26 protein-coding genes and 1 pseudogene are annotated in these 25,483 nt (G+C 56.6%); 26 read left to right on the top strand and 1 reads right to left on the bottom strand.

Annotated elements, in window-relative coordinates; translation table 11 throughout:
- Positions 1-234 precede the first annotated feature (234 nt).
- The 11 genes from ilvB to coaD all read left to right on the top strand — a co-directional run bounded on the left by ilvB (position 235) and on the right by coaD (position 10,383).
- The gene (gene ilvB / locus MWC30_RS06245) at positions 235-1,953 is read left to right on the top strand and encodes a biosynthetic-type acetolactate synthase large subunit (RefSeq protein ID WP_256461224.1); all 1,719 of its coding nucleotides are present in this window, start codon (positions 235-237) and stop codon (positions 1,951-1,953) included.
- Positions 1,954-1,967: 14 nt separating this feature from the next.
- Positions 1,968-2,465, top strand: a complete 498-nt coding sequence (ilvN, locus tag MWC30_RS06240) for an acetolactate synthase small subunit (protein WP_244083296.1) — start codon at positions 1,968-1,970, stop codon at positions 2,463-2,465.
- Positions 2,466-2,537: 72 nt separating this feature from the next.
- Positions 2,538-3,539: a ketol-acid reductoisomerase gene (gene ilvC / locus MWC30_RS06235; RefSeq protein WP_244083295.1), complete on the top strand. Its 1,002-nt coding sequence runs from the start codon at positions 2,538-2,540 to the stop codon at positions 3,537-3,539.
- 59 nt (positions 3,540-3,598) lie between these two features.
- The gene (locus tag MWC30_RS06230; protein ID WP_244083294.1) at positions 3,599-4,279 is read left to right on the top strand and encodes a phosphatidylserine decarboxylase family protein; all 681 of its coding nucleotides are present in this window, start codon (positions 3,599-3,601) and stop codon (positions 4,277-4,279) included.
- Positions 4,264-5,124: a CDP-diacylglycerol--serine O-phosphatidyltransferase gene (pssA, locus tag MWC30_RS06225; protein ID WP_244083293.1), complete on the top strand. Its 861-nt coding sequence runs from the start codon at positions 4,264-4,266 to the stop codon at positions 5,122-5,124. Before MWC30_RS06230 ends, pssA begins: the two co-directional genes overlap by 16 nt.
- A gap of 33 nt (positions 5,125-5,157) precedes the next feature.
- On the top strand, positions 5,158-6,417 hold the full coding sequence (gene leuC, locus MWC30_RS06220) for a 3-isopropylmalate dehydratase large subunit (RefSeq protein ID WP_244083292.1): 1,260 nt from the start codon (positions 5,158-5,160) through the stop codon (positions 6,415-6,417).
- A gap of 78 nt (positions 6,418-6,495) precedes the next feature.
- Positions 6,496-7,005 carry a 3-isopropylmalate dehydratase small subunit gene (gene leuD, locus MWC30_RS06215; protein ID WP_244083291.1) on the top strand — a complete coding sequence of 170 codons (510 nt, stop codon included), beginning with the start codon at positions 6,496-6,498 and terminating at the stop codon, positions 7,003-7,005.
- A gap of 36 nt (positions 7,006-7,041) precedes the next feature.
- Positions 7,042-8,118 (top strand): 3-isopropylmalate dehydrogenase, encoded by a 1,077-nt coding sequence (locus MWC30_RS06210; RefSeq protein ID WP_244083290.1) that lies wholly within the window; start codon positions 7,042-7,044, stop codon positions 8,116-8,118.
- Positions 8,119-8,231: 113 nt separating this feature from the next.
- Positions 8,232-9,251 carry an aspartate-semialdehyde dehydrogenase gene (locus tag MWC30_RS06205; protein WP_244083289.1) on the top strand — a complete coding sequence of 340 codons (1,020 nt, stop codon included), beginning with the start codon at positions 8,232-8,234 and terminating at the stop codon, positions 9,249-9,251.
- Between the two features lie 5 nt (positions 9,252-9,256).
- Entirely contained in the window at positions 9,257-9,811 is a 555-nt protein-coding gene (rsmD, locus tag MWC30_RS06200) for a 16S rRNA (guanine(966)-N(2))-methyltransferase RsmD (protein WP_244083288.1), read from the top strand.
- 41 nt (positions 9,812-9,852) lie between these two features.
- Complete coding sequence (gene coaD / locus MWC30_RS06195) at positions 9,853-10,383, top strand: pantetheine-phosphate adenylyltransferase (protein ID WP_244083287.1); 531 nt, start codon at positions 9,853-9,855, stop codon at positions 10,381-10,383.
- A gap of 97 nt (positions 10,384-10,480) precedes the next feature.
- On the opposite strand, the gene MWC30_RS06190 is transcribed toward coaD, so the two are convergent.
- Positions 10,481-11,368 carry a lytic murein transglycosylase gene (locus tag MWC30_RS06190; RefSeq protein WP_244083286.1) on the bottom strand — a complete coding sequence of 296 codons (888 nt, stop codon included), beginning with the start codon at positions 11,366-11,368 and terminating at the stop codon, positions 10,481-10,483.
- Between the two features lie 227 nt (positions 11,369-11,595).
- Between MWC30_RS06190 and MWC30_RS06185 the strand changes: the two genes are divergently transcribed.
- The 15 genes and pseudogenes from MWC30_RS06185 (at position 11,596) to MWC30_RS06115 (ending at position 25,482) form a co-directional block, all read left to right on the top strand.
- A complete protein-coding gene (locus tag MWC30_RS06185) occupies positions 11,596-13,446 on the top strand; it encodes a dynamin family protein (RefSeq protein WP_244083285.1) in 1,851 nt (616 codons plus the stop codon).
- Positions 13,447-13,764: 318 nt separating this feature from the next.
- On the top strand, positions 13,765-13,947 hold the full coding sequence (locus MWC30_RS06180) for a hypothetical protein (RefSeq protein WP_244083284.1): 183 nt from the start codon (positions 13,765-13,767) through the stop codon (positions 13,945-13,947).
- Positions 13,944-15,989, top strand: a complete 2,046-nt coding sequence (locus MWC30_RS06175; protein WP_244083283.1) for a sodium-translocating pyrophosphatase — start codon at positions 13,944-13,946, stop codon at positions 15,987-15,989. Before MWC30_RS06180 ends, MWC30_RS06175 begins: the two co-directional genes overlap by 4 nt.
- A 295-nt stretch (positions 15,990-16,284) precedes the next feature.
- Positions 16,285-17,640, top strand: coding sequence for a signal recognition particle protein (gene ffh / locus MWC30_RS06170; RefSeq protein ID WP_244083282.1), 1,356 nt, complete (start codon positions 16,285-16,287; stop codon positions 17,638-17,640).
- 242 nt (positions 17,641-17,882) lie between these two features.
- Complete coding sequence (gene rpsP / locus MWC30_RS06165) at positions 17,883-18,143, top strand: 30S ribosomal protein S16 (protein ID WP_244083327.1); 261 nt, start codon at positions 17,883-17,885, stop codon at positions 18,141-18,143.
- Positions 18,144-18,181: 38 nt separating this feature from the next.
- Positions 18,182-18,415 (top strand): KH domain-containing protein, encoded by a 234-nt coding sequence (locus MWC30_RS06160; RefSeq protein WP_244083281.1) that lies wholly within the window; start codon positions 18,182-18,184, stop codon positions 18,413-18,415.
- A complete protein-coding gene (gene rimM, locus MWC30_RS06155; RefSeq protein WP_244083280.1) occupies positions 18,408-18,944 on the top strand; it encodes a ribosome maturation factor RimM in 537 nt (178 codons plus the stop codon). Before MWC30_RS06160 ends, rimM begins: the two co-directional genes overlap by 8 nt.
- Positions 18,934-19,617: pseudogene (trmD, locus tag MWC30_RS06150) on the top strand (tRNA (guanosine(37)-N1)-methyltransferase TrmD); the annotation flags it as partial. The gene rimM and the pseudogene trmD, both read left to right, overlap by 11 nt.
- 76 nt (positions 19,618-19,693) lie before the next feature.
- Positions 19,694-20,269 carry an RNA methyltransferase gene (locus MWC30_RS06145; RefSeq protein ID WP_244083278.1) on the top strand — a complete coding sequence of 192 codons (576 nt, stop codon included), beginning with the start codon at positions 19,694-19,696 and terminating at the stop codon, positions 20,267-20,269.
- A gap of 62 nt (positions 20,270-20,331) precedes the next feature.
- Positions 20,332-20,673 carry a 50S ribosomal protein L19 gene (gene rplS, locus MWC30_RS06140; RefSeq protein ID WP_244083326.1) on the top strand — a complete coding sequence of 114 codons (342 nt, stop codon included), beginning with the start codon at positions 20,332-20,334 and terminating at the stop codon, positions 20,671-20,673.
- A 14-nt stretch (positions 20,674-20,687) separates the two neighbouring features.
- A complete protein-coding gene (locus MWC30_RS06135) occupies positions 20,688-21,356 on the top strand; it encodes a ribonuclease HII (protein WP_244083277.1) in 669 nt (222 codons plus the stop codon).
- The gene (locus tag MWC30_RS06130; RefSeq protein WP_244083276.1) at positions 21,322-21,687 is read left to right on the top strand and encodes a YraN family protein; all 366 of its coding nucleotides are present in this window, start codon (positions 21,322-21,324) and stop codon (positions 21,685-21,687) included. Before MWC30_RS06135 ends, MWC30_RS06130 begins: the two co-directional genes overlap by 35 nt.
- 109 nt (positions 21,688-21,796) lie before the next feature.
- Positions 21,797-22,621, top strand: a complete 825-nt coding sequence (gene rsmI, locus MWC30_RS06125; protein WP_244083275.1) for a 16S rRNA (cytidine(1402)-2'-O)-methyltransferase — start codon at positions 21,797-21,799, stop codon at positions 22,619-22,621.
- Between the two features lie 15 nt (positions 22,622-22,636).
- Positions 22,637-23,443, top strand: a complete 807-nt coding sequence (gene murI / locus MWC30_RS06120) for a glutamate racemase (protein WP_244083274.1) — start codon at positions 22,637-22,639, stop codon at positions 23,441-23,443.
- 260 nt (positions 23,444-23,703) lie between these two features.
- Positions 23,704-25,482, top strand: coding sequence for an AAA family ATPase (locus MWC30_RS06115; protein WP_244083273.1), 1,779 nt, complete (start codon positions 23,704-23,706; stop codon positions 25,480-25,482).
- Position 25,483: the final 1 nt, after the last annotated feature.

Genomic DNA, 25,483 nt, shown 5'->3' with positions numbered 1-25,483 from the left:
GGAAACGCTGAAAATGAGATAATGAGAAGCTCGGTTGGGGGCGCTGATTGTTCCGGATGGTTGACAGTTTGAGTTGATTATCTAAAATAAATATTTTATTCAACCATCTAAGGCCAGTTTCCGGCTTGAAGCTCCGCGATTTTCTTCACGGGATGGTGGAGCGGGGGTGCCGGGGACAAGAGCATTATTCATGAAACGCCGACAGGGACAGGGGCCGGCAACTCGAGGGTCGTTATGAAGTTGACAGGAGCACAAATTTTGTTTGAATGCCTCAAGCGGGAGGGCGTCGAAGTCATTTTCGGCTTTCCCGGAGGCTCGGTGCTGGATCTCTACCATGAGATGACCAACCATGACATTCGCCATATATTGGTGCGCCATGAGCAGGGGGCGGCCCATATGGCCGACGGCTATGCCCGCGCCACGGGGCGCGTCGGGGTGTGCCTGGTGACTTCCGGGCCGGGAGCGACCAATACCGTTACCGGCGTGGCCACCGCCTATGCCGATTCCGTCCCCATGGTGATCATCACGGGGCAGGTGCCCACCGCCATGATTGGGGACGACGCCTTCCAGGAAGTGGACATCATCGGCATCACAAGGCCCTGTACCAAGCACAGCTATCTGGTGCGCGATGTCAACGACCTGGCACGTGTCATCAAGGAGGCGTTTTACCTGGCTCGGACAGGCCGGCCAGGTCCTGTCCTGGTGGACCTGCCCAAAGACGTGCAGCAGGCTCAGGCGGATTTTCGCTATCCCAGGCGCATCGACCTGCCCGGATATCATCCCACGGTGGAAGCACACATGGGGCAGATCAAGCGGGCTTACCAGTTCATCAAAAAGGCCAGGCATCCGGTGCTTTACATTGGCGGCGGCGTGGTCCATTCCGGGGCTTATGATGAGCTCGTCCGCTTTGCCGAAATGACCCGGATCCCCGTTACGGGAACCCTCATGGGATTGGGCAGCTTCCCCGCCACGGTTACAGACGCCGCCGGGCGCAAGGAGCCCCACCCCCTGTGGCTGGGAATGCTGGGGATGCACGGTACCTTCCGGGCCAATATGGCTGTTTCCCATTCGGATCTCCTCATCGCCGTAGGGGCGCGGTTCGACGATCGGGTCACGGGAAAAATCAGCGGGTTTGCTCCCAAGGCGAAAATCGTTCACATCGATATCGATCCCACGAGCATCAGCAAGAATGTCGAAGTGGACATTCCCATCGTGGGGGACTGCAAGAATGCTTTGGAAAAATTGATCCAGATGGTGGAAGCGGAGCCCATCGAAGGGCTGGACGAACTGCGTGCCCCCTGGGCCGGACAGATTCATGAATGGCGGGAAACCTACCCCCTCGCATACACCCAGGACAGTGACGTCATCAAGCCTCAGTTCGTCGTGGATACCATCTACAGAGTTTCCAACGGGGATGCCGTCATCACGACGGAAGTCGGGCAAAACCAGATGTGGACCGCCCAGTACTACCTTTTCGATCGTCCCCGCCGGCTCCTTACGTCCGGAGGGTTGGGCACCATGGGTTATGGTCTTCCAGCAGCCATTGGCGCCCAGGTGGGAATGCCGGACCGTCTGGTCGTGGACATCGCAGGCGATGGCAGCATCCAGATGAACATTCAAGAGGTCATCACGGCGGTCTGCAACTGCCTGCCGGTGAAAGTGGCTATTTTGAACAATCGGTACCTGGGAATGGTGCGCCAGTGGCAGGAGCTTTTCTATCAAAAGAACTATTGCGGCACCTGCCTGGATGCTTCTCCGGATTTCGTGAAGCTTGCGGAAGCCTACGGGGCCGTAGGGCTCAGAGCCACAAAACCCGAAGAGGTGGAGCCGGTCCTTCGGGAAGCCTTTTCCATCAATAAACCGGTCCTCATGGATTTTGTCGTGTCTCCCGAGGAAGGGGTTTACCCCATGGTCCCCGCCGGAAAGAGCATCTCGGAAATGTTGCTGGTATGAGTTCTGGAGAAGGCATGGAAAACAACAAGCAAAGGTATACGATCGGGATATTGGTGCAAAACCGGCCGGGGGTTCTCGCCCGGGTGGTGGGGTTGCTGAGCGGCCGAGGCTTCAACATCGAAAACATCACCGCGGCGGAAACCAACGAACCGGGCATCACGCGCATCACGCTGGTGACGAGTGGAGACCGTCGCGTTCTCTCTCAAATCGTGAAGCAGATCAATAAGCTGGTGGATACACTGAAGGTCTTCGATTTCTCGGAAACGGAGTTCGTCGATCGGGAAATGGCCCTGATCAAAGTGCGGGCCGAGGAAGGGACCCGTGCGGAAGTGTTGCGCATTGTAGATATTTTTCGCGCAAAAGTGGTGGATGTGAGCCCCCATTTTTATACCCTCGAAGTCACGGGAAACGACAGCAAGATTGCAGCGGTAATGGAACTTTTGGGCCAGATCGGAATTGTGGAAATTGCGCGGACGGGTAAGGCTGCGCTGGCCCGAAGCAAAAAACACTGATTCCATTCAGGTGCGGCGGACTCCAGAGTGAGGCTCCGTCCATCATGAACCGGAACACAGAAGGAGATTTTGATGCGGATTTTTTATGAAGCGGACGCGGATTTGAACGTTCTTCGTGGGAAGAAAGTGGCGGTGATTGGTTACGGGAGTCAGGGACATGCCCAGGCGCAAAACCTCCGTGACAGCGGCGTGGAAGTGGTTGTGGGACAGCGTCCGGGCTCGGCCAATTACGACAAGGCCGTGGAGGACGGCTTCACGCCCGTTTCCGCAAAAGACGCGGCCGCAGAGTGTGATGTCATCCAGATTTTGACCCCGGATCATGCTCAGGCGGCTTTGTACCGCCAGGATGTGGCTCCCGCCATGAAGGCCGGTAAAACCCTCCTCTTCTCCCATGGGTTCAACATCCACTACGGTCAGATTGTGCCCCCGGCGGATGTGGATGCCGTCATGGTGGCTCCCAAGGGACCGGGCCATCTCGTGCGCAGTGAGTACGTGCGGGGAGCCGGCGTCCCGGCCCTTTATGCCGTTCATCAGGATGCCAGCGGGCAGGCGGTGCAGACGGCGCTGGCCTATGCCAGGGGAATTGGTGCTACCCGTGCGGGCGTTCTGGAGACGACTTTCAAGGAAGAAACGGAAACGGATCTCTTTGGCGAGCAGAGCGTCCTGTGCGGCGGAGTTTCCGAACTGATCAAGGCGGGGTTCGACACCCTTGTGGAAGCGGGATATCAGCCGGAGATCGCCTTTTTTGAATGCATGCATGAATTGAAGCTCATCGTGGACCTCATCTACCGCGGTGGATTGGCCTATATGCGCTATTCCATCAGCGACACGGCGGAATACGGAGACCTCACGCGCGGCAAGCGGGTGATCACCGAGGAAACCCGTAAGGAGATGAAAAAGATCCTGGAAGAAATCCAGTCGGGTCAATTTGCCCGGGATTGGATTCTGGAAAACCAGGCAGGCCGCCCCATGTTCCGGGCTACCCGGGAGAGAGAAAAACGGTTGCTCCTGGAGGAAGTCGGCAGCAGGCTCCGTGCCATGATGCCTTTTCTGGATGCGGTGAAAATGATTTAATTATTTTGGAGTCCACTGCCGGGGGCGTCGCACGGTAGATGAAAAAAGAGGGGGGAGCGTTGGATTCCAGGTCGATTGTTCCGGAAGATTTCAGAAAGAGGGCGACTCATATCCCCGTTGCAAGGGAAGGGGTGCCGTATCTGGCTGCCGCGGCATTCACCACGCTTGTTTCCGCGATCCTGGGCTGCCCATTTCTGACCTGGCCCCTTCTCCTTCTGACCCTGTTGATGGGGCACTTCTTTCGGGATCCGGAGAGGATTCTCACGGCGGAGCCCGGCGATGTGATTGCGCCCGCCGAAGGCAAGGTCATTGCCATCGAAAGATTGCCGTCCACCCGTTTCATGGACCGGCCGTGCTTGAAGATCAGCATCTTCATGAGCGTCTTCGACGTGCATGTGAATCGGATTCCCTGCTCGGGAACGGTCCAGGGAATATACTATCAAAAAGGCAGATTCCTGGCTGCGGGCTTGGAACGGGCCAGCAGGGAAAATGAGCAGAGCTGGGTGTGGATGCGCACGGAGGCCGGCCAGGATGTGGTGATGACTCAGGTGGCGGGGCTCATCGCTCGCCGTATCGTCTGTTGGCCGAAGGTGGGAGACCAGGTCGTTCGGGGTGAACGTTTCGGCATGATCCGTTTCGGTTCCCGCATGGATGTTTATGTGCCTGAAAACAGTGAGGTGCTGGTACCGAAGGGCGCTCATGTTTATGGAGGCGAAACCGCGATATGTCGGCTGAAATAAAAAAACGACGTCCCAGGAAACGCAGATGGCGCCAATTCAGCGATGACAGAGAGATTCATTTGGGGGCATACATTGTCCCCAATTTGTTCACTACGGCGAACCTCTTCAGTGGTTTTTTCGGAATCATAAGCTCCATCAATGGGAAATTCGAGATGGCCGGAGTGGCCATCCTGATTTCCGCCGTTTTCGATATCCTGGATGGAAAGGTCGCCCGTCTCACGCGTGCGACGAGCCGGTTCGGTGTGGAATACGATTCCCAGGCCGATCTGGTGGCCTTCGGTGTGGGACCGGGTATCCTCATGTATCTGTGGGCCCTGAAGCCTTTTGGGAGGCTCGGCTGGCTGGCGGCCTTCCTGTTCGTGGCCTGCGGGGCCCTGCGCCTGGCCCGCTTCAACGTTCAAACAGAGGAGACAGCCACCAAGAAATATTTCACGGGCCTGCCCATCCCGGGGGCTGCCATCATGGTGGGGACGACGGTGCTCTTTTGCTATGAGTGGAATGTTTCCTCATTTTATGCGGTGAATGTTGCATTCTTGCTGATGACCTATTTTCTGGGGTTTTTGATGGTCAGCACAGTCCCCTTCAACAGCTTCAAAGAGGTGGAAATGATGAAGGCAAAACCCCTGCCTGTCCTCTTTGGAGCCGTAACGCTCCTGTCGGTCATCGCGGTGAATCCGCACTCCATGCTTTTTCTGCTCAGTGTGATTTATGTTGCGTCGGGGCCTCTCGGCTATGTCTTTTTGCACCGTAGAATCAAGCGAAACGAGGTAAAGCCTGAAGCTGCCGCCCAGTCGTCCGAGGAGGCGGGCAGCACGGACGAAAATGTCCAAACACCTCAGCAATGAAATGGATAACAGCCTGTCAAGGAAGGTGAAAGAATGGCGATGACCATCAGCGAAAAGATCCTGGCGAAGCATGCGGGCAAACCGCAGGTGCAACCTGACGAGCTTGTGGAAGTCAGGGTGGACTTCGCTCTGGGTAATGATATTACCGCGCCTCTGGCTATCGAAGCGTTTCGGCTTGCTGGAGCGAAGCATGTGTTCGACCGGGAGCGTATTGCCCTCGTTCCCGATCATTTCACGCCGAACAAAGACATCGCTTCGGCGATGCAGGTCCAGGTCCTGAGGGAATTTGCCCGGGAGCAGAACCTCAAGTATTTTTTTGAAGTCGGCCGTGTGGGGGTGGAGCACGCGCTTCTCCCCGAAATGGGGCTTGTGCTGCCTGGGGATGTGATCATTGGGGCGGACAGCCATACGTGCACCTATGGGGCGCTGGGGGCTTTCGCCACCGGCGTCGGCAGCACGGATCTGGCTGCGGCCATGATGTCGGGCAGGGTCTGGTTCCGAGTCCCGCACACCATGAAATTTGTCTACCGGGGAAAGCTCAAGGCCTGGGTGGGGGGCAAGGACCTCATCCTTTACACCATCGGGCAGATCGGTGTCGACGGCGCACGTTATCAGGCCATGGAGCTCACGGGCGAGGTCATCGATGCCCTGCCCATGGCGGACCGCCTGACCATGTCCAACATGGCCATTGAAGCCGGGGCCAAGGTGGGGATCATACCGCCGGACAAGACTACGGAAGAGTACGTCAAAGGCAGAGCCCAGCGGCCCTACGAATTTTATCAGAGCGATGCCGATGCAACCTACGCAGCCGTTTACGATTGGGATGTATCGAGCTTTGAGCCCATGGTGGCTCTGCCTCATTCGCCGGGAAATGTTCGCCCCGTAACGGAGCTGCCCGACATCACCGTCCACCAGGTCGTGATCGGTTCCTGCACCAATGGACGCCTCGAGGATCTTCGGGATGCGGCCAGGGTCCTCAAAGGGAAGAAAGTCGCTCCCCATGTGCGCTGCCTGGTCATCCCGGCGACCCAGGACATCTATCGGAAGGCCATGGACGAAGGACTCTTTCAGATCTTCCTGGATGCCGAAGCCGCCATCAGCACACCCACGTGCGGACCCTGCCTCGGGGGGCACATGGGGATTCTGGCCGCGGGGGAACGGGCCGTGGCGACGACCAATCGAAACTTTGTCGGGCGCATGGGGCATCCCGAGAGCGAAGTGTATCTGAGCAATCCGGCGGTGGCGGCAGCTTCGGCCGTTGCCGGAAAAATAATTCATCCCGGAAACGTTTGAGGATGCTGCCGGTGGGAGGACCCGAAGGGGTATGCCTTCCCGCCGGGCGCCTTTGCCATGGAAGCGAGGTTGAGACACATGCAGATCAGAGGAAAAGCATGGAAATTCGGGGATGATGTCGATACGGATGCCATCATTCCCGCACGTTATCTGAATACATCGGATTCCAAAATCCTGGCGGCCCATTGTATGGAAGACGCCGATCCTGAATTTGCTTCCAAAGTCGGGACGGGGGATATCATCGTCGCCGGGAAAAATTTCGGGTGCGGGTCGTCCCGGGAGCACGCTCCCATCGCCATCAAGGCTGCCGGGGTGGGTTGCGTTATCGCTCAGAGCTTTGCGCGTATCTTTTATCGGAATGCATTCAACATGGGGCTTCCCATCCTGGAATGTTCCGAAGCCGTGGCAGCCATTGCCACTGGGGATGAGGTGGAAGTGAATCTGGATGAGGGACTGATCATCAACGTGACCAGCGGCCGGACCTATCAGGCTCAGGCCGTGCCTCCCTTCATGCAGAAGCTCCTCCAGGCGGGCGGGCTGATGCCCTACGTTCGGGAGCAAATGATACAGGGAGGCCACAAGTTTTAAGATATCCAATTCCCTATAGAAACGAGTGAGAGATCAATGGTTCGGAATAGAAATTATCGTATTGCCGTACTTCCTGGTGACGGGACCGGCCCCGAGGTCGTCCGGGAAGCCCTCAAGGCCCTCAACACCGTTGCGCAAAAAGAATCCTTCAAGGTGGAAGAGGTCCCTTTTGACCTCGGTGGGGATCGGTACCTGCGCACGGGAGAGATCCTTCCCGAGAGCGTCCTGGCGGAGCTGAAGACCTTCGACGCCATTCTCCTGGGGGCCATCGGGCATCCCGATGTGAAACCGGGCATCCTGGAAAAGGGCCTGCTCCTGGAGCTCCGCTTCCAGTTGGATCAGTACATCAACCTGCGTCCTGTCATCCTGTACCCCGGCGTGGATACCCCCTTGAAGGACAAGGGCCCCGAGGATATCGATTTCGTCGTCGTACGGGAAAATACCGAAGGACTTTATGCCGGTTCGGGCGGATTCCTCCGCAAGGGCACGCCCCATGAAGTGGCTATCCAGGAATCCGTCAATACACGCATGGGTGTGGAGCGTTGCCTCCGGTTTGCCTTTGACTTCTGCCGGAATCGCAATGCGCGCAAGAAGCTGACTCTTTGCGGCAAAACCAATGTGCTCACGTATGCCTTCGATCTCTGGCAGCGGGTCTTTCATCAGCTGGCCGAGGAATATCCCGACATCCAGACGGACTACGCTCACGTGGATGCCACATGCATGTGGATGGTCAAAAATCCCGAATGGTTCGATGTCATCGTCACCGACAACATGTTCGGGGACATCATCACCGACCTGGGTGCCATGATCCAGGGGGGAATGGGCATTGCCGCCGGAGGAAACATCAACCCTGAAGGCGTTTCCATGTTCGAGCCCATTGGCGGCTCGGCTCCCAAGTACACGGGCCAGAACATCATCAACCCCATGGCGGCCATTGCTGCCGCCCAAATGATGCTGGAGCACCTGGGCGAAAAGGTCGCCGCCGGCAGGATCGAGTCCGCCATCCGCAAAGTGGTCGTTCAAGACCTCAAGAATCTTTCAGCCGGCCAGATGGGATATTCCACCAGTGAAGTGGGTGACCTGGTCGCCGATCATATCATCCGGGGGGCCTGACAGGTTTTCCAACCCCTGCCGGCGGACGTGCGGCAGGAGTTGTCTTGAAGTCTATTATAACTGCGGGTGTGGGACGGGTTTGATGATCCCCGCCTGCTGAAAGGCAAGGTCAAATGGGAGAAAAATCCTTTCAAGTTGCGGTAGTGGGGGCCACGGGGGCGGTCGGCAATCTGATGGTGAAGGTCCTGGAAGAGCGGAATTTTCCCGTGAAGGGCCTGAAGCTCCTGGCATCGGCAAGGTCCGTGGGGAAAACCCTTCCCTTCCGGGGTGCGGACATTCCCGTGGAAGAGTTGAAGGAAGATTCCTTCCAGGGAGTGGAAATTGCCCTTTTTTCCGCGGGCGGGAGTGTCAGCAAGAAGTTCGCTCCCATCGCGGCTGCCGCGGGCTGTGTCGTCATCGACAACTCCAGTGCCTTCCGCATGGATCCGGCAGTGCCGCTGGTGGTTCCCGAAGTCAATCCCGATGCCCTTGTGGCAGGCCCCGGCATTATCGCCAATCCCAACTGCTCGACCATTCAAATGGTGGTGGCGCTCAAGCCTCTTTACGACGCGGTGGGCATCAGGCGCATCGTCGTAACGACCTTCCAGGCGGTTTCAGGTACGGGAAAGCGGGCTATCGAAGAGCTCCGCGGCCAGGTGGAAGCCTTGGTACAGGGAAAGGAAATCCCGAGGCAAATTTACCCTTACCAGATTGCCTTCAATTGTTTCCCCCATATTGGAGCCTTCCTGGACAACGGCTATACCGAAGAAGAAATGAAGATGGTCAACGAAACGCGCAAGATCTTCAATGATCCTTCCATCGGGGTCTGCGCCACGACCGTGCGCATACCGGTGTATTACGGCCATTCTGAAGCGGTGAACATCGAGACCCGGACTCCTCTTTCCGTGGAAAAAGCCCGTGAGCTGCTCGCTCACGCTCCGGGAGTCCGCCTGGTGGACGATCCGTCCCAACTCGCCTATCCCATGCCCCTGGATGCCGTTGGTAAGGATGAGACCCTCGTGGGGCGGATCCGCCTGGACCCCTCGGTGGAAAACGGGCTGGCCATGTGGGTGGTGGCGGACAATATCCGCAAAGGCGCCGCCAGCAATGCCGTGCAGATTGCTGAAGCCCTGATGGCCCGCAATCTGCTCTAACCGCCATGAGAATCGTGGCAGGCGCCTCCCGGGGGAGACGCCTGCAAACTCCAAAAGACGACAGGATTCGACCCACAACAGACCGGGTGCGCGAAGCCCTTTTCAGCATGATTGGCGGACTTCTGATGCATGCGCGTGTGTTGGACCTTTTTGCGGGGACGGGCGCTCTGGGGCTGGAGGCCCTGAGTCGGGGAGCCTCCCGTGCCGTCTTTGTGGATCAAAGCCCCAAGGCGGTGCGTCTCATCAAAGCCAACATTGTTTTGTGCCGCGTCCAGGACAGGGCCGAAGTCCTGTTGGGGGCGATGGAGCAGGTGACCCGAAGGCTGGCGCGGGAAGAGCGACGCTTCGATCTCATTTTTCTGGATCCTCCGTACGGCAAGGGGTATGTTCAAAAGGCCCTGGGCCATCTGGAGGAGCTGTGTGCCGGTGGCGCTCTGGTGATCGCGGAACATTCCGTCAAGGATGAGCTCCCTCCTGCCTGGGAGGGGTGGGTGCGGGTTCGGGAGCGGAGGTATGGCGATACGGTGATTTCCTTTTATGAGAGGGACCTTTCCTGTTGAACCTGTCAATGACCCAAGAGAGAGCGGAGATGGAACGGGGTATGGATAAACTGGCGGTCTATCCGGGATCATTCGATCCCATCACCAACGGACATTTGGATCTTCTCGAGCGCGCCCTTAAGATTTTCGACCGTGTCGTCATAGCCATTGCGGTTCACCAGGGGAAGAAGCCACTTTTCACTCTGGAAGAACGACAGAAGCTGATTAAGGATTCCCTGGTGGGACATCCTTCGGAACATCGCATCCAGGTGGATTCTTTTGAAGGACTTCTGGTCAACTATGTTCGGGAGATCCGGGCGGATGCCATTGTGAGGGGCCTGAGGGCGGTGAGCGATTTCGAATACGAGTTCCAGATGGCTCTCATGAATCGAAGGCTCAACAATGAGATCGAGACACTCTTTCTCATGACGGGGATGCGCTGGATCTATATCAGCTCGCGCATCATCAAGGAAGTGGTCGCCTCGGGAGGGTGCGTAAACGGGTTGGTGCCCGTTCCCGTGGAGGCTGCGCTGGTGGAAAGACTGCTGGGTAAGCCCTTCGTTTCACCATTAGCCGAGCCCGTCCCGCATTGAACGGAGCGCGCCGTCTCGTTCAGCGTTATACGGATTAAGGATTGAAAACAAGGAACCATCAAATCGAAAGTTTCATACCTTATCGAGTATATCAGTATCATTGGATGCGGGAGGCGATCTCTAGGACGGTATAAACGTACGGTTCACTCTTGTTGTACCGGTGAACAACCGCCTCCCTGGCCTGCCGGTCAGCCGCCTGGGGCCACCCATGACCCCTGAAGTAATTGGCTACGCTGAAGATGGCGTCTTCGGGCCGGAAGAGGTCGATGCGCCCATCGCCGTTGCCGTCGGCCCCGTAGTGAATCATGCTGGAAGGCAGGAATTGAGCCCAGCCAACAGCCCCCATGACGGAGCCGTAATAAGCTTCGGGGCGGTCTCTCTGCGACTCGGACCAACGGAGGAGGGAGCATAGCTCCGCATAGGCCCATCGGGACCTCTTGAGGAGGCGGGTGTCGAAGGCTTCTCGGCCCCAGCGAGCGCGATCCTTTTCGCTCAAAAGCTCCCAGACCGTATCGCGAGCACTCTCTTGATCCATGAGGGCAAAGGTCGAGAGTACGGCGAGGGTGGGGGTTTTGCCCGTGTATTGACCCAGGTGGGTTTCCACCAGAAGAATGGCGACGATGACTGTGCGGTCGACCGCGAAGCATTTTTCGGCGCGGATAAGGGTTTCTTCATGGTCTCGCAGGAACTGCTCGGCCTTGTTCAAACGGGAAGGTTCGAGAAACTGGTTGTAATTCAACTGGCTTTCCCGAATTTGCAGTGTTCTTGAGACTGTCTGGTAGAGAGGTGGGGTACCCAGGGTGGTGAGCGATGCAATCTGCTGCCGGCTGAAACCGTCCTGGCGCAGTTGACCCAGCAGCACATCCATGGGATCGCCTTGGGCAAGTGCGCTGAGAGGGGTAAGAAGGAAAATGGCCCAGCCAAAAAACAGGGACCTGGCTCCGGCAAATGGACGGCACGTCGTGTGGCACTTTGAAAAGCTCAATCTTTTTCCTCACTCTCGCTGATGGTCATAAGGTCTTTCGGACGGGGCGGTTTGCATTTTGCCTGCGAACGCAACGAGTGTTTCATTATACAAGAATGCCAACGAAATTCAATGAATGATGGGAAGAGCACTCCGCGGTTCCTCGTGACAGAGCATTCGACTCCTGCCTGAGATTTTTCCGGCGGGAGTTTTTGTTGCATGAAGAGAGTTTTCCCAAGGAGCAGGGTATGGATCTGGAGAGTGCGGCGGTGAATCCGTCGCTGGGGGCTGAAGAGGCCGCGTCCATGAAAGGCTATGTGCAGCTGAAAGAGCAGTTGCTGGAATATCTCGTCGCTGCGGCGTCCCTGATGCCCGAGGGAGAGGGGTTATGTTCCGAACTGCGTGAAAAGCTCACGTCGAACGTCTTCAATCTTGTGGTGGTGGGACAGTTCAAGCGAGGCAAGACCTATCTCATCAATGCATTGATGGGAGAGGAAATCCTGCCGGTGGCTGTCGTCCCGTTGACGTCCATTGTGACGATTCTCACCTACGGGGAGTCGCTGAAGGCTCGAGTCGTTTTCAATGACGAGAGCGTCCTGGAGATCGAGCCGGATCAAATTCAGGATTATGTGACTGAAACCGGGAATCCCAGGAATGCCAAAGGGGTGAGGGAAGTCCTTGTCACGTATCCCTCGGCATACCTGAAGGACGGCGTGCGGCTCATCGATACTCCGGGAGTCGGATCCATTTATCTGCACAATACGGACGTGGCCTATCAGTACCTGCCCAAGTCCGATGCAGCCCTCTTTCTGTTGTCCGTGGACCAGCCCGTCAGCAAGGCCGAGGTGGATTTCCTGGCTGATGTGAAAGAATATTCCAACAAAATTTTTTTCCTCCTCAACAAAATCGATTACCTTTCGGATGGAGAATTGAAGGAATCTCTGACCTTTACGCAGAATGCCCTCAGAGAGGTCATGGGGGAGGAAATGAAAATTTTCCCCGTCTCCGCAAAACTGGCTTTGAATGGGAAGCTGGCGTCCGATGACGCCTTGCTGCTTCAAAGCAACCTGCCCGGTTTTTCAGAAGTATTGAACCGGTTCCTGCTCATGGAAAAGGGAAAGGTTTTGTTGACGTCCGTGATCCGGAATGTCCTGCGGTTGCTTTCACAGACGCGATTGCAGTGGGAATTGGAGCAGAAATCCCTGGCGACTCCCCTGGAGGAGTTGCAGGAGAAGCTGTCGGCCTTCCAAACGAAAAAACAGGAAATCCTCAGGGAAAGACAAAACATCGAGATCCTGCTGGACGGGGAGGTGAACCGTTTTGTCAAGTCGGTTCTCGATGAGGACCTGCGGGTGTTCAAGAAGGAAATTCTCCCGGGCATGGAGCAGGAGCTCGATGAATTTTATGCGGCGCACAGCGATCTTTCCCTGAAGGAGCTCAACGATACCCTGGAGGGATTTGTCCTGGAAAGGGTGCGGGGGACGTTCAACGAGTGGCGCAGTGTGGAGGAAAGCAAAGTCGCCGAGGCCTTCCAGGTGATCTGCGACCGCTTCATGAGGAAAATAAGTGAAATCGTGGATGAGCTCCTGCTGTTTTCATCGGAGCTCTTTTCCATCCCGTTTGAAGTCATCAAGGTGGAATCCGTGTGGTCTACGGATTCGGATTTTTATTACAAGCTCAAGGACGAGCCCGTCGGGCTGGATCTGCTGACGGATTCATTGACGCAGGTGCTGCCCGGATACATCAGCAGTCGTTTCGAGAAGGTGAAAGCATATGTTTTCCGAGTGGCCAACCGGCTGATTTTCAACAAGAGGAAGCAGCACATGCTGGAAACCATCGATATGCAGGCCGGGCGCATGCGCGCTGATTTCCTCCGGCGGCTCACCCGGGGCAAACATGCCTTTCGCCGGCAGATCCTGGAAAGGATCGACGCCACGATGGAAGGGATATCCCTGGCCATCGAAAAGGGGATGGACGCAAGGACGCGCGGGGAGAGGGAGGCTGCCCTGCAGGGAAAGCTTCTGTCGGAGAAAATGGAGCACCTGGAAAAATTGAGGCACCAACTCGCCGGCATGGAAAAAATGGTGCATCGGATGTGATGATCCGAGGGTTTGAAATGGATTGGGCGGTGCCTCTAAATGGAGATTTCTACTTGACAAAAAATCTAGGCTAAAGTAGCTTGACCGCGTATGTGAAAAAAATATCTAGGAGTAGTGTTTTTTACGGCGCAATCCTTCGGATCTACAGGCTGAGATAGCGGTCGATGCCTCCTTGAAGGCATGGGTCATGAGGTCTTAAGCCCTTCTTTATGCCCCGGTACCAAATTTTCAGCATGCCCCGGCGGTGGGGTAAGACCATCGCCCAGGTGGGTGAGATGGGCGGTTTTTAGTATTCTTTGCCTCTTTGGAGTTTGCCGGATGGGAGTGGCTGTCGTTGTCACACCCCCGGGAAAAGGACTTGATGGTGGGAAATCAGTTGAACAAGGAGGATTTGAAAGAAAAAGTCTGAAGAAGGGTGTGTTCGAGGTGGTGGGGGCAAATGGCCCCGGGATAGGTCCCTTAGTGGTAAAACGCAAAAAATTTAACAGGAGGATTGAATGAACCCGAGTACAATTATGCTTGCCGCCCTTGCATGTGGCGCATTGGGAGTGGTTTACGCGCTGGTTACCGCAGCATGGGTATCGAAACAGAGTGCCGGCTCCGAAAAAATGCAGGAAATTTCCGACGCGATCAAGGAAGGCGCTGAAGCCTTTCTGGCTCGTGAGTACAAAACCGTCGCGGTTGTTGCCGTTATCCTTGCCGGTCTGTTGACCTACCTCGGCAAATGGACGGCCGTTGGTTTCGTGATCGGTACCTTTGGCTCCGCTCTTGCCGGTTACATCGGAATGGTTGTGACCGTTAAGGCCAACGTGAGGACCACCGAAGCCGCCAAAGACGGCGTTCAGGCTGCTCTGAATGTGGCTTTCAAGGGTGGCTCCGTAACAGGTATCATGGTGGTGGGGCTCGGTCTGCTGGGCATCACCGGCTACTACATGTTCGTCAAGTCCGTAGCTCCCGTTGACGATGCTTTCCATGCGCTCGTCGGCCTGGGCTTTGGCTGCTCCCTCATGAGCGTGTTCGCTCGTATCGCCGGTGGTATCTACACCAAGGCCGCTGACGTCGGCGCCGACCTCGTGGGTAAGGTGGAAGCCGGTATTCCCGAGGACGATCCCCGCAACGCCGCGGTTATCGCCGACAACGTCGGTGACAACGTGGGTGACTGCGCCGGTATGGCCGCCGACCTTTATGAAACCTACACGGTGACCCTGGTCGCCGCCATGCTCCTGGCCAAGACCGTGTTTGGCGCAGACAGCCTGTGGGTGGAATTTCCCCTCCTGATCGGTGCTATTTCCATCGTCGCCTCCATTGTGGGGACGTACTTCGTTCGCCTGGGCAAGAGCCAGTACATCATGGGCGCCCTTTATAAAGGCTTGGCCGTTGCCGGTATCCTGGCCGCTGTCGCCTTCTATTTCGCTTCCCAGTGGTTCCTCGCCCTCCCCGGCGTGCAGCCCGCATTTACTCCGATGGGTGTGTTCATGACCGCCGTGATCGGTCTCCTTCTGACCGGCACCATCGTGGTGATCACCGAATACTTTACCTCCAAGAGCTTCGCCCCTGTGAAGCACATTGCTGAAGCAAGCCAGACGGGTCATGGCACCAACGTGATCGCCGGCCTCGCCGTCAGCATGAAGTCTACCGCGGCTCCCGCACTGGTGATCTGTGCCGCCATCGTTTGGGCCTATTCTCTGGGCGGCGGTTTCGCCGGTAATACCGGCGGCGGTCTGTTTGCAATCGCCCTTTCCGCAGTGGCCATGCTCTCCATGACCGGTATCGTTGTGGCCATCGACTCTTACGGCCCCATCACGGACAACGCCGGTGGTATCGCTGAAATGGCGGAACTGCCCGAATCCGTCCGCGCAGTCACCGATCCTCTGGATGCAGTGGGCAACACCACCAAGGCTGTAACCAAGGGTTATGCCATCGGTTCCGCCGGTCTGGCTGCTCTGGTTCTCTTTGCTGAGTATTCACGTTCCTTCGATACAGCCGTTCTGTTCGATCTTTCCAACCCCCTGGTCATCGTCGGTCTCTTCATCGGCGGTCTGCTGCCCTACTTCTTCGGCTCCCTCCTGATGGAAGCTGTGGGCAAGGCAGCGGGTGGCGTTGTGGAAGAAGTTCGCCGTCAGTTCCGCGAAATCCCCGGCATCATGGAAGGTACCGCCAAGCCCGAATACGGCAAGTGCGTGGACATCGTGACCAAGAGCGCCATCAAGCAAATGATGCTTCCTGCTTTGATCCCCGTTGTCGCTCCCGTCCTGGTTGGCTTCCTGCTGGGTAAAGAAGCGTTGGGCGGCGTGCTCATCGGGAGTATCGTTACCGGTCTCTTCCAGGCCATTGCCATGACCAGCGGTGGTGGTGCATGGGATAACGCCAAGAAGTTCATCGAAGACGGTATGTACGGTGGAAAGGGTTCTGAGGCTCACAAGGCAGCAGTAACCGGCGACACCGTAGGCGACCCGTACAAAGATACGGCCGGTCCTGCCATCAACCCGATGATCAAGGTTATCAACATCGTGGCCCTGCTCATCGTTCCTCTCATCAAGTAGTCTGGTTTTAAAGCAACCGGCGGGCTCTCTCCCGCCGGTTGCTGTTCTATGCCTTCCGGTCCACTCCCCTTATTATCCTCAGCCTTTTCTCCTACATTCCCATAACTCTTTGCCCGCTGGAACGATGGGTGTCGTTGCCGGAGCTCCGCTACTCCTCTGTTCCCCTGAATGCAGTCTCCCGAGAGTCTACCTTTCCGTTGCCGCACCTTGACTTGCGGGTCCATAATCTATACGATGCAAGGGCTGAAAATGGGAGAGGTATGTCCTTTGAAAACCCTTCACTGTGGTGAAACTCATGTTTGATAATCTTTCGGAAAAATTACAAAAAATTTTCAAGAATCTCCGAGGCCAGGGCAAGCTGACCGAAGACAACATCAAGGACGCCCTTCGGGAAGTGCGGATGGCGCTGCTGGAAGCGGATGTTCATTTCAAGGTAGCCAAGGACTTTGTGGCGGGGATTGCAGCGCGGGCGGTCGGACAGGATGTCATGCAGAGTCTCACTCCCGGCCAGCAGGTCATCAAGATTGTCAATGAAGCCCTGACAGACCTCATGGGCGGGAGCGCCCAGCCCCTGAAGCTCATCGGGTCCCCCCCCATCTCTCTGATGATGGTGGGGCTCCAGGGCTCCGGTAAAACCACCACAACAGGGAAGCTGGCCCGCAGGCTCATGAAGGAAGGAAGGCGTCCATGCCTCGTCTCCGCCGACGTGTATCGGCCTGCGGCCATCGAGCAACTGGTGACCCTGGCGGGGCAGCTGAAATTGCCGGTATATGCCTCCACGGTCCAGCAGCGCCCTGAAGAAATTGTCCGGGAGGCTCTTGGTTACGCCAAACAGCAGAATTGCGATACCCTGCTGGTGGATACAGCCGGACGCCTCCATGTGGATGAGGAACTGATGGCTGAACTGGGTCGCCTCAAGGAAATCCTGCATCCCAACGAAATCCTGCTGGTGGCCGATTCCATGACGGGTCAGGATGCCGTACAGGTCGCAGGGAAATTCCATGAGACCCTGGGAATCACTGGCGTCATATTGACCAAGCTGGACGGTGATGCCCGGGGCGGGGCCGCCCTGTCCATTCGCGCCGTGACCGAGTGTCCCATCAAGTTCATAGGGACCGGCGAGAAGCTGGACGCTCTCGAGGTTTTTCATCCGGATCGCATGAGCTCCCGCATCCTGGGCATGGGAGATGTCCTGTCCATGATCGAGAAGGCTCAGGAAGCCTTCGACGAAAAACAGGCGTTGGAACTGGCTCAGAAGTTTCGTGAAAACACTTTCACGCTGGAGGATTTTCGAGGCCAGCTGAAGCAGATCAAGAAACTCGGGTCTCTGGAGCAAATATTGGGAATGCTCCCCGGCATGGGGATCCTCAAAGAGCTCAAGAAGATGCAGGTGGACGAAAAAGAATTCGTGCGCATGGAAGCCATCATCAACTCCATGACCAAGGAGGAGCGCAGAAATGCGGATATCATCAATGCCGGGAGGCGACGGCGCATCGCCGACGGGAGTGGTACGTCCGTGCAGGAAGTCAACCAGCTCCTCAAGAGCTACAATGAGTCGCGAAAAATGATGCGGCAGATGATGGGCGGGGGGGGCACAGGCAAAAAGAAGAAAGGCAAATCACGCCGAAAACGAGCATTTTTCCCTTTTTAATTTCCGAGGAATACGCTATATCACATATTTTGCAGTCAAGAGCCCGCATGAGGGAAAGGTGCGCTTGCCTTTGGGAAACGGTGGAGTGCCCTGCTGGCGCGGCAGACCTCGAGGGGAATGCTTGGGCAAGGTTTGAACGGATGTATCATGCGAGAGGAATGATACCGCCGGGAGCGGTCTCCAGGAAATTCCTTGTGATGGAAATGATAGTTCAATCTCAATGGGGAGGTAACACACAGATCATGGCAGTACGCATTCGATTGGCCCGTGGTGGAAGAAAGAAAAGACCTTTTTATCGGATCGTGGTGTGCTCTTCTGAATCGCCGCGTGATGGTCGCTTCATCGAAAAGATCGGCACTTACAACCCTTTGATGGAGATCGCCGAGGTCAAGATCAATGCCGAGAGATTACAGTACTGGATTCAACAGGGTGCGAAGCCCACAGATACAGTGGCGAGTCTGATTCGGAAGAATGGTCTTCAGAGTGTTGAGAAGGCTTCCTAAAATCGAAGCCCAGCGGCGCAGAGAATCCGGAGGTCCCCATGTTGAAGGAATTGGTCGATTTTATGGCGCGTGCTTTGGTGGATAATCCCGAAAAAGTTAATGTGTCGGAAATTGAAGGTGAACAGACTTCTGTGATCGAATTGCGGGTGGCGAAAGAGGACCTCGGCAAAGTGATCGGTAAACAGGGGCGCACCGCTCGTGCCATGCGGACCATTTTGAGCGCCGCTTCAACAAAGATTCGTAAACGGGCCGTTCTGGAAATCATTGAATAGAGAAAATAAAAGACCTCGCCACGTTGCCATTGGAAAAATCACGCGAACCCACGGAGTGCGCGGAGCCCTCAAGATTTACACTTACGGAGAAACCTTGGGGGAGCAGGCAGCTGGGGATACCCTGTTTCTGAATCCCGAAACCGGTGGGGAAAATGTGGCGTTGACTCTGACGACACTGAGGCCGCAGGGGAAATTCTGGATTGTCCAGTTTCGGGAATGCAGCAGCATGGAAGATGCTCAAACGCTGCTGGGGGAAGAGGTCTTTATCCCCGAGGATCGACTGCCGCCCGTGGAGGAAGGGGAATATTATCACTTTCAACTGCTGGGGCTGGAGGTCGAGACCCTTGACGGAAAATCCGTGGGGATTCTGACCGCCATCATGGAGACCGCCGCCAACGATGTTTATGTGGTGGACAACCGGGGCAGGGAAGTACTGGTGCCCGCTGTACAGGAGATCGTTTGCAGCGTGGACCTGGAACTGGGGAAGATGGTGATTGATCCACCGGAAGGCCTCCTGGATGATCTTTGATATTTTGACCCTTTTTCCCGCCATGTTTGCCGCACCCATGGGGCAGAGCATCCTGGGAAAGGCGCAGGCGCGGGGATTGGTTGAGGTTCGGGTACACAACATTCGAGACTACGCGACGGACAAGCATCAGATGACCGATGACCGCCCTTTTGGTGGTGGTGAAGGGATGGTCATGAAACCCGAGCCTCTCGTGAGTGCCATCGAATCGTTGCAGCAGGAGACTCCTCGGCCCTGGGTGGTTTTACTGACGCCCCAGGGGCGGCTGTTCAGCCAGGCAATTGCCTGGGAGCTTAGCCACAAAACCCGGGTGCTCTTCATTTGCGGCCGTTATGAGGGGGTCGACGAACGGGTTGCGGAATACTATACGGACGACCAGATCTCCATTGGGGATTATGTGCTGACAGGGGGCGAATTGGCCGCCATGGTGTTGACGGATGCGGTGGCACGCTTGATACCCGGGGTTTTGGGCAACGAGGCTTCCACGGCAACGGAATCATTCAATGAGCCCATTCTGGAGCACCCCCAATATACGCGCCCTCGAGACTTCCGGGGCCAGGGAATTCCCGAAATATTGCTTTCCGGCAACCACGAAGCCATTGAGAGCTGGCGCCGTGGCCAGGCGCTCTACAGGACAAGGCAGCGCAGGCCCGATTTGTTTGCAAAACTGATTCTGTCCCGCCGGGATGAGGAGCTTTTGCGGCGGGCGGAAGAAGAGAATGAGATCCACTCCAGAAAGTCGGTTCCCACGGATGACCAGGAAAACGGGTTCGCTTTATGTCGCATTGGTGCACTATCCGGTTCTGAATCGCAACGGTGAAGTCATTGCTTCCGCTGTCACCAATCTGGATCTTCACGATTTGGCCCGAGCCTCCTGCACCTATGATGTTCCGGCATGTTACATCGTGTCGCCCCTGGAAGACCAGCAACGGCTTGCCGCTCGGCTGATCGGTCACTGGCGTGAGAGGGTCGGCAAAGATCTGCATCCGGATCGGGACCTTGCTTTGAGACGCCTGCACCTCGTGGAGGATGTTGCGGCAGCCCGGGACGATATCGAAGCGGCATGCGGTCGGAGCCCGCTCCTTTGGGCGACGACGGCGAGGACCGACGCGCAGAGTATGGGACACGCAGAGGCGCGCAGGATCCTGGCGGAGAGTTCACGGCCGATCCTGCTGCTGCTGGGCACGGGGTGGGGGCTGGCCCCTTCAGTCATGGGTGAAGTGGATTCCATCTTGGAGGCCATCCGAGGCATTGACGGTTACAACCATCTTTCGGTGCGTTGTGCTGCGGCCATTTTGCTGGATCGCCTTCTAGCGGCGGAAAGATGAAGAGAAAGCGAGAGGCGCTGCTTGCCTCTCTGACAACGTAGAATGGAGGACGACAAATGGGGATGAGAGCGGTTGAGGCGTTACAGCGTGAGCAGATGAGGGGAGATCTTCCTCCCTTTCGCATCGGCGATACGGTGAAGGTGCACGTGAGGATTCGTGAAGGTGAAAAAGAGCGTATCCAGGTGTTCGAGGGTGTAGTGATTCGCCACCACAAGGGACTGATGGGTGCCACCTTTACGGTTCGCAAAGTTTCTTACGGGGTTGGAGTGGAGCGTATTTTTCCTCTGCATTCTCCTCGTATTGACAAAGTGGAAGTGCTGCGCCGCGGACGCATTCGCCGCGCCAGACTCTACTATCTGAGGAATCGAGTGGGCAAGGCTGCTCGTATCCGCGAGAAGCGTTAGTGGTTGGAAAAGCCATGAAAGCTCCGGCGGAGGGAATGCTCTTTTTTGAAGAGCGGGTTTACTGCCGGGGCTTCCATCGGGTCGCAGGGATCGATGAGGTGGGTCGAGGTCCTTTGGCAGGGCCGGTGGTTGCAGCTGCAGTCGTGCTCCCTCCGGGGGCGGCTCCGGCTGGAGTTCGGGATTCCAAGGCGCTTACCCCTCGCCGGCGTGAGGCCTGCTGCGACACGATTCTTTCCTGTGCCGAAGATGTGGGTATCGGCGTTGTGGAAGCCGAGACCATCGACCGCATCAACATTCTCCAGGCTACCTTCCGCGCCATGCTCTCTGCCGTGGAGCAGTTGAAGCACCCTCCCCAATACCTTCTCATCGACGGTCCCTATCGCCTGCCTACAGACCTTCCCCAGGAAGGGATTCCCAAAGGGGACAGGCTTTGCCTGTCCATCGCCGCAGCTTCGATCGTAGCCAAGGTCCACCGTGACCGGCTCCTTCATGAATACCATCAGCTTTATCCCATGTATGGATTTGATCGCAACAAGGGATACGGAACCGCTGAACACCTGGCGGCGCTGCGGAAGTATGGGCCATGCCCGCTGCACCGCATGAGCTTCCGAGGGGTGCCGGCGCCGCGTGGGGATGGGAGGACAGAGCATGGAGACGCGTCAGGAGAAGGGCAAGCGCAGTGAAGACCTTGCCGCGGAATTTCTTGCACGGAAAGGACTGAAAATTCTGGGCAGGAACGTTCGCTGCGCCCTGGGAGAGCTGGATTTGATCTGCCGAGCGGGGGAGACGACGGTCTTTGTGGAAGTCAAATCCCGCTACGCAGGGGGCTATGGATTGCCCCAGGAATCTGTTTCGGGCGGAAAGCAAAGGAAGCTCACCCGCCTGGCCCAATGGTATTTGAAAAGTCATGGACTGGAGCGGCAGCCCGCGCGCTTCGATGTCGTCGCCATCCTCTGGAAGCAGGATGAGCCGGAACTGACCTGGATCGTCAATGCCTTCGAAGCCAGAGAATAAGCGCCGTTCCGAAAAGCGCCAACCCTTTCCCCAAAAGGGTGAGGGAGGTTTCAGGTCAGGCTCTGAGCCGCCCGAAGGGGCTGGGAAGAAACGAGGAGTCCTCTATGCCGTGGCGACGCCCATTGGAAACCTCGGGGATATCACTCTGCGTGCCCTGGAGACTCTGCGCGCTGTCGATGTGATCGCGGCAGAGGACACCCGGCATACTCGAAAGCTTCTCAGCCACTATGACATCCACAAGCCTCTGACGAGTTATCACTCCCACAATGCGGCCCAGCGCGGCCCTGAATTGTTGGGAAGACTGCTTCAGGGGCAGGACGTGGCCCTGGTGACCGATGCCGGGACCCCGGCCATTTCAGACCCCGGTGCCTTGCTGGTGGCCGAGGCTCTGGAGCTGGACCTGGAAGTCACTATCCTCCCCGGTCCCACTGCGCTTGTCGCTGCCTTGGTGGTTTCGGGTCTTTCCACCCACCCGTTTGTCTTTCTGGGTTTTCCTCCCCCACGGGGCAAGGAGCGGCGTAATTTTTTCGAATCCGCTGCCGCCTTCCGCATGACACGGATCCTGTATGAATCCCCTCAGCGTACCAGGCGCACCCTGGAGGATATTTTTCAATTTTGGGGAGATCTTCGCATCGCTGTTGCCCGGGAAATGACCAAGATTCACGAGGAGGTCTTTCGCGGACGGGTTTCGGCTGCCTTGGAGCACTTCTCGGAAGGCGTAAGGGGTGAGCTGGTGCTCGTGGTCGAAGGTGCGGGGCCGGCGTCAGGAATCGATGCAGAGGGTGAAAACTGGAAGGAGGAGTTGGGCACCCTCATGGCTGCTTCAGGCCTTTCGGTGAAAGAAGCCTCAGACGACATTGCAGGCCGATTTGGTCTGTCCCGAAGAGTGGTCTACCAGGAAGCTCTGAGAATAAAAGGGAGCTCATCCCCATAACCTTTTCGAGATCATATGCAAAATCAGCTCAGCAATCCCATTGGAGTATTCGATTCGGGCGTTGGAGGGCTCACGGTGGTGCGTGCCCTCATGGAACGTCTGCCGTTCGAGAACATCATCTATTTCGGAGACACGGCGCGCGTTCCCTACGGCGTCAAGTCCATCGAGACCATAGCCCACTATTCCCGACAGATCACCGAGTTTCTCCTGCAGCAGCAGGTCAAGCTCCTCATCGTGGCCTGCAACACCATGGCGGCTGTTGCCTGGCCCACCATCCAGGACCTTTCGCCGGTACCTGTCCTGGATGTCATCAATGCGGGGGCGCGTACGGCGGTGAATGTCACACGCGCCCGTTATGTCGGAGTCATCGGAACGCCGGCCACCATCAACAGCAATGCCTACGCCCGGGCCATTCATGGGTATGATTCCGAGATCCGCATTTTTTCACAGGCGTGCCCTCTTTTTGTTCCACTGGTGGAAGAAGGATGGCTGGATCATCCGGTCACGCGCCTCACGGCCCAGGAATATCTGAAGCCGGTTCTCTGCCACCCCATCGACACGCTGGTCCTGGGCTGCACACACTATCCCCTGTTGAAGCCCCTCTTGCAGGACGTTGTCGGCAGCGGCATTCAACTGGTGGATTCCGCCGAGGCCATGGCAGAGCAGACGTCCGTCGTCCTGCACGGGCAGAACCAGGAGAACCCGGCGCGCACCTTGCCCGAATACCGTTTCTTCGTGACGGATGTGCCGTTGCGGTTTCAGTCCATTGGCGAGCGTTTCCTGGGCCGAACGCTTCCCAATGTGAGAGTGGTCAAGTGGTAGGGGGGACTCGTACTGTCCCGTGGAACGAAAACTTTCGCCAATGCGACCCTGCGAAGCTTCCCGCTGACGATGCCTTTCGGTTTTGAAACTCCGCGTCCTTCCTTTCTTCCCGTTCTTTTTCCTCCCCGAGCCAAGGTGATCTCGAATCGTGCCTGGGAGGCGCCCGTTGAAACTGGGGGTGTAAGGGTTTATATTTAGCTCATGTCAAAAGAGGGAGATAGATTTTTTTATACAGAATAGAGAGTTGGAAGGACATTCCCATGTCTGAGGAATTCCCGAAATTTCCAGATCAGGAAGAGCTGGAAAAGGAATTGAGTGAATATCTTTCGAAGAAATACGGTTACCGTATCAAGGTGATTTCGCCCATGATGATGCCTCAATCCAAAGATGCTCCGGACAAGCCCGCTGCGCCGGGCGGGGTGGACAAGATCAAGTTTGACCTGAAGCCTGAAGAGCTCGAAGGTTATCTCAATCAGTATGTTATCGAGCAGAACGAAGCAAAGGCCGTCCTGGCGACCAAGATTTGCACACACTACAACCGCATCAGATTCCAGCGCCGCAAGAGAGGTTCCGCGGGCGAAACGATGGTGGGGCGCATCAAGAACAACATCCTCCTCATTGGCCCCACGGGGGTGGGAAAAACCTACCTGGTGAAATTGATCGCCCAAAAACTCGGTGTTCCCTTCGTCAAAGGAGATGCCACCAAGTTCAGTGAAACGGGATACGTCGGCGGCGATGTGGAGGACCTAGTGCGCGAACTGGTCCTGGATGCCGGGGAGGACATCGAACTGGCCGAGCACGGGATCATCTACATCGACGAAGTCGACAAAATTGCCTCGTCGCACCAGATCCTCGGCCCCGATGTCTCCAGGACCGGAGTCCAGCGTGCCTTGCTCAAGCCCATGGAAGAAACGGAAGTCGATCTCAAGGTGCCCCACGACCCGATTTCCCAGATGCAGGCCATCGAGCATTTTAGAAAAACGGGGAAGCGGGAACGCCAGGCGGTGAACACCCGGAATATTCTTTTCATCATGAGCGGGGCTTTCAACGGACTGTCGGAAATCATCAGGAAGCGGCTCCAGCGCCAGGGAATCGGTTTTGGAGCCACGCTGCAAAGCAAGGAAGAGGACAGCAGGCTGACGCGCTTTGTGAAAGCTGAAGACCTCATTGCCTATGGATTTGAAAGCGAGTTCGTAGGGCGCCTTCCGGTGACCGCTGTATTGGATCCCCTGGAAGTGGAGCATCTCTACCAGATCCTCAAAAATCCCAACAATCCCATTATTCTGGGAAAAAAGGAGGATTTCCGCAGCTACGGCATAGACATCAAATTCGAAGACGAGGCCTTGCATCTGTTCGCGCAAAAGGCATGGGAGGAAAAAACCGGTGCGCGGGGGCTTGTGAGCGTCATGGAAAGGGTCCTGCTGCACTTCGAGAAGAGCCTGCCGACGTCCAAAGTGAGGTCCTTTGTCGTGACCGAGCGGGTGGTGAAGGATCCGGACGGTGAGCTGAAGGCCATCTTGACGCATCCAGACGATCCCGAAAGGCTTAAAGCCTGCCAGCTGATCCTCGAAGAGGAAAAACGGGGTATCCGCGAGATGATGCTGAAGCGCCAGAAGCACTACATCGAGAATTATCCCCTGGTGTTCAATGCCGGGCGCCTGGACCTGGTGGTGGATCAGCACTTGAGGACGGGGCTTTCCATCGAGGGTGTTTTCGATGAAACCATTTTGCATTACAATCAGATCAAGGTCTTTGAAACCGATTTTTATGAAAATCATGGCTTCAAGATTCATTTCAATGAAGAGGCGATCAACGAGATCATCCGCGAAGCCCTGCTGCGGGACACTTCCGCCACAGCGGTGTGCCTGGAAATTTCCAGGGACTACAGCCACGGTTTCAAGTTGATTGCCGACCGAAGCGGGCAAACGGAATACATCCTGCCCAAGGGCGCCGTCTTACATGCCGACACGTACATGGATGGACTGATTCGGGAGAGCTATCGGATGCATCCGCTGAGTGCCGGCGTCACGGATAAATGAT

The organism is Desulforhabdus sp. TSK (genome assembly GCF_022836495.1).
Lineage (GTDB): Bacteria > Desulfobacterota > Syntrophobacteria > Syntrophobacterales > Syntrophobacteraceae > Desulforhabdus.
The sequence above is the reverse complement of the archived record's forward strand: the minus strand, read 5'-3'. Positions and strand labels throughout refer to the sequence as shown.